The sequence below is a fragment of the Terriglobia bacterium genome (genome assembly GCA_036496425.1).
GTDB lineage: Bacteria > Acidobacteriota > Terriglobia > 20CM-2-55-15 > 20CM-2-55-15 > 20CM-2-55-15.
Genome location: DASXLG010000175.1, coordinates 1 through 9935 on the forward strand (window position 1 = coordinate 1; position 9935 = coordinate 9935).

General features: G+C 57.1%; 12 protein-coding genes and 1 tRNA gene. 8 read left to right on the forward strand and 5 right to left on the reverse strand.

Translation table 11 applies throughout. The features are described 5' to 3' along the window. The 5 genes from VGK48_12265 to VGK48_12285 all read left to right on the forward strand — a co-directional run. A partial coding sequence (locus VGK48_12265) for a HAMP domain-containing sensor histidine kinase (GenBank protein HEY2381945.1) occupies window positions 1-276 on the forward strand: 276 nt, incomplete at its 5' end. Between the two features lie 53 nt (window positions 277-329). Continuing rightward, window positions 330-689, forward strand: a complete 360-nt coding sequence (locus tag VGK48_12270; protein HEY2381946.1) for a prepilin-type N-terminal cleavage/methylation domain-containing protein — start codon at window positions 330-332, stop codon at window positions 687-689. Continuing rightward, window positions 689-1570: a prepilin-type N-terminal cleavage/methylation domain-containing protein gene (locus VGK48_12275; GenBank protein HEY2381947.1), complete on the forward strand. Its 882-nt coding sequence runs from the start codon at window positions 689-691 to the stop codon at window positions 1568-1570. The genes VGK48_12270 and VGK48_12275 overlap by 1 nt, the downstream gene beginning before the upstream one ends. 13 nt (window positions 1571-1583) lie before the next feature. Beyond that, a complete protein-coding gene (locus VGK48_12280; protein HEY2381948.1) occupies window positions 1584-2957 on the forward strand; it encodes a sigma-54 dependent transcriptional regulator in 1374 nt (457 codons plus the stop codon). 5 nt (window positions 2958-2962) lie between these two features. Continuing rightward, window positions 2963-3676 carry a cytochrome c gene (locus VGK48_12285; protein ID HEY2381949.1) on the forward strand — a complete coding sequence of 238 codons (714 nt, stop codon included), beginning with the start codon at window positions 2963-2965 and terminating at the stop codon, window positions 3674-3676. Window positions 3677-3711: 35 nt separating this feature from the next. Here the strand turns inward: VGK48_12285 and ubiE are convergent, their stop codons facing one another. The 3 genes from ubiE to VGK48_12300 all read right to left on the reverse strand — a co-directional run bounded on the left by ubiE (window position 3712) and on the right by VGK48_12300 (window position 7170). Beyond that, window positions 3712-4428 (reverse strand): bifunctional demethylmenaquinone methyltransferase/2-methoxy-6-polyprenyl-1,4-benzoquinol methylase UbiE, encoded by a 717-nt coding sequence (ubiE, locus tag VGK48_12290; protein HEY2381950.1) that lies wholly within the window; start codon window positions 4426-4428, stop codon window positions 3712-3714. Next, complete coding sequence (gene aroB / locus VGK48_12295) at window positions 4397-5488, reverse strand: 3-dehydroquinate synthase (GenBank protein ID HEY2381951.1); 1092 nt, start codon at window positions 5486-5488, stop codon at window positions 4397-4399. The genes ubiE and aroB overlap by 32 nt, the downstream gene beginning before the upstream one ends. Window positions 5489-5565: 77 nt before the next feature. After that, window positions 5566-7170 carry a S41 family peptidase gene (locus VGK48_12300; GenBank protein ID HEY2381952.1) on the reverse strand — a complete coding sequence of 535 codons (1605 nt, stop codon included), beginning with the start codon at window positions 7168-7170 and terminating at the stop codon, window positions 5566-5568. 169 nt (window positions 7171-7339) lie between these two features. Between VGK48_12300 and VGK48_12305 the strand changes: the two genes are divergently transcribed. From VGK48_12305 to VGK48_12315, 3 genes are all read left to right on the forward strand, one after another. Continuing rightward, on the forward strand, window positions 7340-7717 hold the full coding sequence (locus VGK48_12305) for a twin-arginine translocase TatA/TatE family subunit (GenBank protein ID HEY2381953.1): 378 nt from the start codon (window positions 7340-7342) through the stop codon (window positions 7715-7717). Beyond that, on the forward strand, window positions 7717-8490 hold the full coding sequence (gene tatC / locus VGK48_12310) for a twin-arginine translocase subunit TatC (protein ID HEY2381954.1): 774 nt from the start codon (window positions 7717-7719) through the stop codon (window positions 8488-8490). Before VGK48_12305 ends, tatC begins: the two co-directional genes overlap by 1 nt. A gap of 164 nt (window positions 8491-8654) precedes the next feature. Next, on the forward strand, window positions 8655-8936 hold the full coding sequence (locus VGK48_12315) for a YtxH domain-containing protein (GenBank protein ID HEY2381955.1): 282 nt from the start codon (window positions 8655-8657) through the stop codon (window positions 8934-8936). A gap of 7 nt (window positions 8937-8943) precedes the next feature. Here VGK48_12315 and VGK48_12320 read toward each other — a convergent pair. Both VGK48_12320 and VGK48_12325 read right to left on the reverse strand, forming a co-directional pair. Then, window positions 8944-9016 (reverse strand) — tRNA-Ala (locus VGK48_12320). A gap of 179 nt (window positions 9017-9195) precedes the next feature. Then, window positions 9196-9837, reverse strand: a complete 642-nt coding sequence (locus VGK48_12325) for a DedA family protein (GenBank protein HEY2381956.1) — start codon at window positions 9835-9837, stop codon at window positions 9196-9198. Window positions 9838-9935: the final 98 nt, after the last annotated feature.

A 9935-nucleotide genomic window follows, 5' to 3' on the forward strand; every position in this document is an offset into this window, starting at 1 on the left:
GAAGCGCTGGGACCCGCAGGTGAAATCGATGTGTCCATCACGCAAAACAGCCGGTTCGTAAAAACTGCGATCCGGGACAATGGACACGGTATCCCGGAGGATGTTCGTAAAAAGATTTTCATTCCATTTTTCACAACCAAGACCCAGGGAACAGGCCTCGGATTGTCGCTCGTTCAGAAGATTGTTCTTGCCCACAACGGCCGGATCGAGGTTCAAAGCAGTCCGGGAAAAGGCACCTGTTTCACGGTGACGTTACCAGTCTTGACTCCTTCGTGACATCGTCTTAGTTTAGTTCTGCCCTGCCCCGGCCCCCAACCGCCGTCAACACTGTGGCGCAAGATCGCGGATTCACATTAATCGAAGCTCTGATTACCGCCGCCATTGTCGCCTGCGGGCTGGTCGCCATTGCGTCCATCTTCTCGTTTGCGATTCGCGCCAATATCAGCAACCGGCAGATGGCGGTTGCCACGGCTCTCGCGTACGACAAAATGGAAGAACTGAAGTGGGCCACGTCTCCTTCTGGCGGAACGGATCAGGTCGCGCTCGATGACAAATACCTCCGGGTCTGGCAGATCACGCCCGGCGATCCCCGGATTTTGACCGTCACCGTTTACGCCGCAAGCAATCCGCTGACGCACCGCCAGAGGGAACTGATCCAGGCCACCACGCTGCTCACCCCATCATTCTGATGAAAAACCGGAGTTATGGATTTTCACTGATCGAACTATTGATTGCACTCCTGGTGGTGCTCTGCATCGGGATGATGACGTTTCAGCTGTTCCGTGAAAACGCGCGCGTCATCCGGGACCAGACACTGGTGATGGAAATGCAGCAAAGTGCGCGCATTGTGATGTCACAGATATCCGATGAAATACGGATGGCGGGCCAGGGCGTTCCGATATATGCCAGCACCTTCGACCCGGAGCCGGCCGAATCGACCGCGGTTTTCCTCGGGACATCGACAGTCGACCGCATCGATTTCCGCGCGGGCTTGTCCAATGTGGAAACCGTGGTCACAACGCTTGCCCCGATCGATCTGTCCATCGGTTCCCCAAGAACGCTCGGCGTAGCGGATTCGACAGGGCTGTCGGCCGGGAAGTTCGTTTACTTCTGGGGCCCGGCCGGCAACGGCTGGACCTGGGTTCGGGCGCAACTCACGGCTGTTACATCGACTGCGGTCAGTTTTGTTCCCCAACAGACCGGAACCGCAGGCATCAGCATTCATTTCAGCTCGGCTCCGACCGTCTATCTTGAAGAAGCCGTTTCGATTTTCCTGAATGCCGGCAGTGTCCGGCACGCCGCCGCCAGCAGCTTCACAAATCCTGCTTCGCCCAGCTGGGGCCCAGCCAACGAGATCGGAGCCAATTTGACGTCTTTGACCTTTGCTTACTATGACGTCCATGGCAACGCGGTAACGCCGTCATCGCTCGCCAGCCGGAACGCCATCGCGCGGGTCGACGTCCGCCTGACCGTTCAGACAGCGGCTGCTCTGTCGAACGGCGTTTTGCCCGTATACTCCCTTGCATTGCGGACGGTTCCCAGAAATGTGAGAATACGCACGCCAGAATAGGGGTGTGGAGCGCGTGAAGATTCTTCTCGTTGAAGATAAAGACAGCCTGCGGCAGATGCTTTCGACAGCGATCCGGAAAGCGGGCTACACGGTCGACGAAGCCGCCGACGGCAATATCGCCGCGGAAAAGCTTCGCAAGCAGCCGTACCAACTCGTGATCACGGATCTTCGACTGCCGACTCTTTCAGGGCTCGAGATTCTCAAAATTCAAAAGGAAATCGATTCCACGATTCCGGTTCTCCTGATGACGGCTTACGGCACGATCGAAGAGGCTGTCTCCGCAATGAAAAAGGGCGCATTCGATTTTGTCCCGAAACCGGTGGACATCTCCCATCTGATGCTTCTTATCGGCCGGGCGCTTGAACAACGGCGGCTGCTTATCGAGAATCTCGTGCTGAAAGAGGAATTCCAGCGGGCCTACGGAATTCCTCAAATTATCGGAGAGAGTCCGGCAATTCACTCGGTCAGCCAGGCCATCCAGCGAGTGGCGCCGACGGATGCCACGGTTCTGCTCACCGGAGAGAGCGGAACCGGCAAAGAAGTGTTTTCGCGGGCCGTCCACCAGCTCAGCTCCAGGCGCGACAAGCCGTTCGTCACCGTGAACTGCGCGGCGATACCGCATTCGCTGATCGAGAACGAGTTGTTCGGCCACGAAAAGGGCTCGTATACCGGAGCGTTCTCCCGGAAGATCGGGAAATTTGAAGTCGCGGATCAGGGCACGATTTTCCTGGACGAGATCGGGGAACTTCACATCTCGGTCCAGGCCAAAGTCCTGCGCGTCATCGAGGAACAGGTCTTCGAACGCATTGGAGGACTCGAGACCATCCACGTCAACACGCGCGTCGTGGCTGCCACAAACCGGGACCTTCAGGAACTGGTGGGCAAAAAGGAATTCCGCGAGGACCTTTTCTTCCGGCTGTCCGTTATTCCGATCCACATTCCGCCGTTGCGCGAACGCCTTACCGACGTACGCCTTCTGGCGCAGTTTTTCGTCGATAAATTTTCAAAGGACCTTCATCGCCAGGGTATCGCGTTGAGCCCCGAGTCCACCCGCGCACTGGAAGAATACTCGTGGCCCGGCAATGTCCGCGAGCTGCAGAACACGATCGAACGAGCGGTCATCCTGTCGGACGGAAAAACGATCCGTCCCGGAGACCTCAATTTCGCCTTCCAGACGCGAAAGCGGCAAGAGGATGATTTTGTCCAGTTCCTGGATCTTTCCGGATCGTTGTCTGAAGTGTCGTCCCGGGCCAGCCGCGCGGCCGAAAAGACCAAGATCAAACAGGTGCTCGAACTGAGTTCCTGGAATAAAACGCAGGCGGCAGAAACGCTCGACGTGTCCTATAAAACGCTGCTGAACAAAGTGAAGGAATACGAGCTGGAGTAGGTTGCATGCTGATCACGCTGTTACTTGCCGTCCTGCTTCAGGCGCCAACGGTCCTGGATGGGACGTACTCTGACACACAGGCGGCGCGCGGCAAGGCCCTGTACACGGCCAACTGCGGTACCTGCCACGGAGATACACTCGAAGGCGTTTCCGCTCCCGCGCTCACGGGAAACCGTTTTCTGGAACGCTGGCGGGAAAGCACGCTGGACGGAATCTACGGGTTTATCCGGGAGAGAATGCCTTTGGGAAGATCTCCGAATTCGACAAGAATCGCCGACGGCGAGTACCTCGACATTCTGACCTATGTTCTCAAGCTGAACGGTTACCCGGCCGGTCCTGCCGACCTCACAATGGATCGCGTCGGGAAGGTTATCCTGGTCGGGAAAACTGGCCCGCTACCTGTACCCGATGGATCGCTTGTCATCACGGTCGGCTGTCTGTCTCAAAGGGACGACACGTGGATCCTGTCGAATGCGGCAGAACCCGCACGCACGCGTACCGAAGGAGCGCCAACCACCGCAGAAGTGAAATCTGCCGGCGAAAAGCCTCTCGGCACACTGACCTTCCGTCTGGCGGACCTCGATGCGGTTCCAGACTTCGCACCCGAAACGCATCAGGACCATAAGATGCTGGTGAAGGGCTATCTGGTCCGCCAGCCGAACGCCGAGCGCATCCACCTGAGTTCGATCGAGATGATCTCTGCGGCCTGTCGAAGGTAAAACGTGCCTCGACTGTTCTGCGGCATAGGAATACGCTACCTGCCCTTTCCCCAGTGCAGGGCGGCAATTCCACCGCTGAGGTTGCGATAACCTACGTCCGAGAAGCCGCCGGCGCGCAGCCATTCGGCGAGCTCTTTTTGCGCAGGAAACTTTCGCACTGAATCGGGCAAGTAGGTGTAGGCCTTTCCATCGCCGGAGATCAAAGCGCCAACCCTTGGAAGGACGTGATGGAAATAGAAGTTAAAGGCGGGGCCCATCAGTGGCACGACAGGTTTCGAGAACTCCAGAACCACGAGAGCGCCGCCCGGCTTCAGCACTCGCCGCATTTCGTTTAGGCCACGCTGCGGATCCTGAAGATTGCGTAATCCGAATGCAATCGTCACGGCATCGAAGGCGTTATCCGGCAAAGGCAGATTGAGCGCGTCCGCTTCGATATTCGTTACCTGAAGCGTTTTGCACTTTGGAAGAGCGCGGACGAGCATGGGATGACAGAAGTCCGATGCGATGACAGGGCAATCGAGGCCGCGCTCGAGAGCGATCGCCAGATCGCCGGTGCCGCTGCAGCAATCCAGGCACAATGACGGCCGGACGTCTTTCAGCAGCTCCCGGATCTTGTTTACGGCGAAACGCCTCCAGCGCCGATCGATCGATACGGACAGGAAATGGTTGAGGAAATCGTACCTGTGCGCGATCGCCGCAAACATCTCCTGGACGCGGCGGCTATCGGGTCCCGAGTACTCTCTTTCCATCATTCAAAATTCCCTGCACGACTTGGCGAACGACGTCGTAAGGGACGTCCGGTGTGATCTCGACGCGTCCGATGCCGCGCGGCAGGACAAAATGAACCGCGCCGTCACGGAATTTCTTATCATGCTGCAGCGCAGCGAGCACATCTTTACTCTTCAATCCGTTCAACGCCGGCAGGCGGCCCACGGCTTCAACGGCGGCTTCAATCCTGGCGCGGTCGGCATCCGGCAGCTTCTCCAGCATGCTGCCGATGCGCGCGGCGGCGATCATACCGTACCCGACGGCTTCTCCATGCTTGATTCGCGTATAGCGCGCAGCCGCCTCGAGTCCATGACCGACAGTGTGGCCGAAATTCAGAATGCGGCGGAGGTCGCTCTCCTTCTCATCGTTCATTACCACCTCGGCCTTTACCGCCGCGCAGCGCGCCACCAGCCTCTCGATGGCACCCGGATCCCGCTTGAGAAACACGCCATGGTCCCGTTCGAAGTCGCCGAATAATTCAGAATCCCGGATAATCCCGTACTTCAGCGCTTCGTACAGGCCGCTGGCGTATTCGCGCTCGGGCAGGCTTCGCAGCACCAGCGGATCCGAGACGACCAGCCGGGGCTGATAAAACGTGCCGATCAGGTTCTTCCCTGCCCGATGGTTGACGCCGGTTTTCCCGCCGATGCTCGAATCGACTTGCGCCAGCAGAGTGGTGGGTACCTGAACCACGGGGATGCCTCGCATAAAAATAGAGGCGGCGAAACCCGAAACGTCCCCGACCACGCCTCCACCCACGGCAATCACGGTCGATTGGCGTGTCAGCTTCAATGCCACCATCCGGTCCAGAAGCCGCGCAACCGTGGTCAGCGTTTTCGCGCGTTCGCCGTCCGGAATGAGCGCAACCGGAAACTGTTTCTTCAGCGGCCGGCCAATCGCTTTGAAAATGCGCGGTTGGGAAACGACCAGGAATGGACCCTTGAGGCCAGCCGCATCGAGGTGCTGTTCAAGGCGCTCGAAAGCACCGACGCCGACGATAATGTCATAGGAAGAGTGCGCGAGGCGGACTGGAATGGATTGCATGGGGCATGTTAGCCGCAGATAACGCAGATGGCGCAGATAAATTCATCTGCGCCATCTGCGTTATCTGCGGCTAAAACCTAACGTTTCTCTGCGATCTGTCTGCGGGCCTTGCTGGCGAGGTCCTTCGCTTCCGGCAGAAGGTCCATCGCCTTCGTCAGCTGCGGGTCGCCTTCAAGCAGGACGCGTTTGGCGTCGCCGACGCCAAACTTGTTGTAGTAAATCTCGTATTTGATGGCGCGCTTGGTGTTGTCGCGATTGTCCTGGAAGTCCTTGTCGCTGAATTCCACGCCGCGCTTCATCGCATATTGCTTGAACTCATTCAGCATGGCGTCGGAAATCTGGAAGGTGGATTCATCGATCGCCGGATTCTTCGCAAGGAAGTCGCGGACGAAGGTGTAAACCACCGGCTTCGACGCGAGATTGATCTGGAAGTCATTCGCCTTCGGCTCTTCCACAACGTAATCGGGAGTGATACCGCCGCCGCCATAAACGATCCGGCCGGTATCGGAGTGCTTGATGTCGTCTTTCTTCGGAGGCGTCGTTTCGCGGTGATTGTAATAATCGAACTGGGAAATCTGCGAATAGTCGCGCTGAATCAGACGGCCGCTCGGCGTGTACCACTTCTGCGTGGTGAGCGCGAGGCCGGCGCCTTTGCTCAACGGATAGACCGATTGCACCAGGCCTTTGCCGAAGCTGGTCTGGCCGACGATCAACGCGCGATCATGATCCTGAAGCGCTCCCGATACGATCTCCGCCGCGCTGGCGCTTTGCGGATTGATCAGGACGACCATCGGGAACGTGTTATCCGGATTCGCTTTCTGCGAAGCGTACGGCTTGTTCGAACCGCGCGTGCGGCCGCGGGTTTCGACGATCAACTGTCCCTTCTGCAGGAAAGTTTCGCCGACTTCAATGGCTTCCTGAAGCAGTCCGCCGGGGTTGTTGCGGAGGTCGAAGACCAGTCCTTCGAGGTCCTTGCCGTCTTCCTTCCTGGACTCGTCGCGCAATTTCTTGAGCGCGTCGCGCAGTTCCTGTCCCGTAGTCTCGGCAAAGCTCTCGAGGTTGATGTAGCCGACATGCGGACGAATCAGGAATGCGGTGTTGATCGTGAATTTCGAGATCTCGCCCCGGATCGGATTCATTTCGATCGGCTCATCCACGCCGGCGCGCATGACTTTAATCTTTACGGACGTGCCTTTGGGCCCCTTGAGCTTGTTGACGACATCATTCAGATCCATTCCGGTGGTGGGCTCGCCGTTAATCTGGCTGATGACGTCGCCGACCCGCAGGCCGACTTTCTCGGCGGGAGAATCGGCAAACGGCGGGGAGACGACGGTAACTTTGTCGAAGCGGACCGTTACGGTAATGCCCAGTCCGTAGTATTTGCCGCGTTGATCTTCTCTCAATGAGGCAAATGCTTTGGGATCGAAGAACTTGGAGTGCGGATCGAGCGTGCGCAGCATACCGTCGATCGCTCCGTAGACCGCTTTATCGGAGTCGACGTCGGTCGCATAATTTTCTTCGACGAGGCCGAGGATATTGGTGAAATGCTTCACCGCCGTGTCGGCATCCTCCTCGCCTTTCGTCGTCGCCCGGGCCTGGCCTCCGAATACTCCGCCAACGACTGCGGATATCATCAGCACCAGGACCAGGAAAAGAATCGCACGCGACGGTCTGAATTTCATTAGTCATCTCCCTTTCACTGAGCAATCGCAACATTATAACAGATAAGCCACAAGGATAGAGACGAGCAGAATGCGCGCTGGTGTGCAAAAGGTGTCAAGAAAGTGCCCCTCGCAACCCGCGATTTTGCTATCATCAACAACGGCTTTAGCAGGGGTTTTAGGAGGCTTGATGGGTAGTCTTGGTTTCCCGGAAATGTTGATGATCTTCGTGATCGCGCTGCTGGTCTTCGGACCGAAAAAGCTGCCGGAACTGGGAAAATCACTGGGTAAAGGCATCCGGGAGTTCAAGAAAGCCACCGACGAGCTCAAGGCGAACTGGGAAGACCATGTAAAGGACATTGCCGAACCCCTCAACGACGCCAAGAAAGAACTGCACGGCATGGGGCAAAGCCTGAAAACACAGGTCTATAACCATATCGAAGGCGCCACCCAGACTGAACCCACAGAGCTTGCCGCTCCGGCCGAGGCAGCGGCAGCAACGGCTGAAGCGCACGAAGCGACGGCCACGCACCCGGCAGAATCCAGCACCCCGAAAGAACACGTGTAATGCCCGTCGAAACGGATCCCGAGCAAGAACAAGAAGAACTGACCGGGCAGATGTCGTTCCTCGATCACCTCGAGGAACTTCGGAAACGCATCATCCATTCCCTGATTGGGATCGGCGTAGCCTTTGGTGCCTGCTGGTTTTTCCGCGATTTCCTGTACGCGCTCGTTTCGCGGCCGATTGCCAAGGCCGGCGTCACCTCTCTCGTGTTTACGACGCTGACCGAAGGCTTTAACCTGCAGCTGAAGATCGCAGTCATTGCGGCGGTCTTTCTGTCGGCTCCTTTCATATTGGGTCAGGTTTGGCTGTTTATTTCGCCCGGTCTTTACAAGCACGAACGCCGCTACGCGTTGCCGTTCATTCTCTCTTCATCGGTGTTGTTCATCTTAGGCGGACTGTTCGCCTATTTTGTCGCCTTTCCCTTTGCTGCCCAGTTTCTGGTCTCATGGGAAAAGGATATGGGCGGCACCGTGCTCATTACAGCCAGCGACTATTTTGATCTGTTCCTTACGGTCGAGCTCGCCCTGGCAGTCATCTTCGAAATACCAGCGGTTATTTTTATTCTTTCCCGGATCGGCCTCGTCAGCGGCCCGTTCCTGCTGCGCAACACGCGTTACGCGATTCTAATCTCCGCCATCGTCGCCGCCGTCATTACGCCGACGACCGACATTCCCAACATGATGATTGTGATGGTCCCCATGGTCGGGCTGTATCTCATGGGCGTCGGCGTTGCGTACGTCTTCGGTAAGAAACGGCACAAAGAACCGGGAGATTAATTGGCCGCAGATGACGCGGATGCCGCAGATGGGCGCGTCAAAGGACCTCTTAGCGCGCCCATCTGTGACATCCGCGTCATCTGCGGCCAATTAATCTGCCAAAATCTACCTGCACTTCCGGCCCGATGCTATGCTGAATTCTGGTCGTTTTACGGAGGTCATTGATGCGAGGATTTACAAAAACTCAGGTGGCTGGATTCTTTCTGACGGGCGCGGCGGTCGGGGCGGCGGTGGCGCTGGTGCTGGCTCCGAAGTCGGGCGTCCAGACGCGCCGGGATATTCGGCGTATGTCGAAAAAGGCCAGGGACCAGTTCGATGATTTGCAGTCCGACGTCCGGGATCAGTTCACAGAAGGCTATGAGCAGATGCGGCAGGCGTTCGACAACGTGAAGGGATACGTCGAAGACGGAAAGACCCGCCTCCACAAGATCATTACCACAGCTTGATTGGAAATGGACGGTAAGGGGTTCGAACCCTCGGCCTCGGCGTTGCGAACGCCGCGCTCTCCCAACTGAGCTAACCGCCCTTCGGTCAACGTACCATTATAGCGAGACCGGAGCGGCCGCAAAAGGCACAAAAAACCTTATTGCAACATTGCATCATTGGAAGTTTTTGCAGTTCTAAATTTAAAATGCAGAAATCTCTAATGATGCAATGGTGCAATAAGGTCCCTTCCGGCAAACTTTTCCCCAATGGTCAGCGGCCTCATCGCGTGGATGCGGCAATTCGCGAATCCTGAATGTGGCGCCAGATCCACCAGGCTACGGCAAGAAAGCCGATGATGCCGATGGCAAAATCGAACCGATGGAACAAGGACTTCAACTCCTGGTTCTTATCCCACTGCTCGCCCAGTTTCTGCCCGACATACGCCAGACCAAGGCACCACGGAAATGAGCCGAGGAATGTATAGATGACAAACCGGCCGAGGTTCATCCTCGCGACTCCGGCGGGAAAGGCAATAAAGGTCCGGATCACCGGCAGCAGCCGGCTCGCAAACACGATCACCTCCCCGCGTTTTGCAAACCAGCGGTCCGCCATGTCGAGGTCGTGCAGCGAAATCAGGACGTAGCGCCCATACCTTTCGATGACCGGTCTTCCTCCGTACATGCCGACCCAATAGGCGGCGAGTGAACCCACGACACAGCCAACCGCGCCCGCCGCCGCCACCGCCCACAAATCGAAGCGGCCCGTGTACACTAGATATCCGGAGAACGGCATGATGATTTCGGACGGCAGGGGAATACAAGCGGATTCGATCCCCATCATCAGAACCACTCCCGGATAACCAAGCGCGGAAATTGCCGCTACGATTACACCTGAAAGTATTTCAATTATTTTTGCGATCAAGCTTCCTCCGCCGCTATTGTGCCGTCTATTTTGGAATGGCGAAAGCATAAGAAAACTTGATGCGCCGCCGTGTCCCATCGGCTAGAATGCCCGCGGTT

Excerpts from the sequence above, each read along its gene's own strand:
- VGK48_12275 (HEY2381947.1), top strand. The coding sequence starts at position 689 with ATGAAAAACCGGAGTTATGGATTTTCACTGATCGAACTATTGATTGCA.
- VGK48_12285 (HEY2381949.1), top strand. The coding sequence starts at position 2,963 with ATGCTGATCACGCTGTTACTTGCCGTCCTGCTTCAGGCGCCAACGGTC.
- ubiE (HEY2381950.1), bottom strand. The coding sequence starts at position 4,428 with ATGATGGAAAGAGAGTACTCGGGACCCGATAGCCGCCGCGTCCAGGAG.
- aroB (HEY2381951.1), bottom strand. The coding sequence starts at position 5,488 with ATGCAATCCATTCCAGTCCGCCTCGCGCACTCTTCCTATGACATTATC.
- VGK48_12300 (HEY2381952.1), bottom strand. The coding sequence starts at position 7,170 with ATGAAATTCAGACCGTCGCGTGCGATTCTTTTCCTGGTCCTGGTGCTG.
- VGK48_12305 (HEY2381953.1), top strand. The coding sequence starts at position 7,340 with ATGGGTAGTCTTGGTTTCCCGGAAATGTTGATGATCTTCGTGATCGCG.
- tatC (HEY2381954.1), top strand. The coding sequence starts at position 7,717 with ATGCCCGTCGAAACGGATCCCGAGCAAGAACAAGAAGAACTGACCGGG.
- VGK48_12315 (HEY2381955.1), top strand. The coding sequence starts at position 8,655 with ATGCGAGGATTTACAAAAACTCAGGTGGCTGGATTCTTTCTGACGGGC.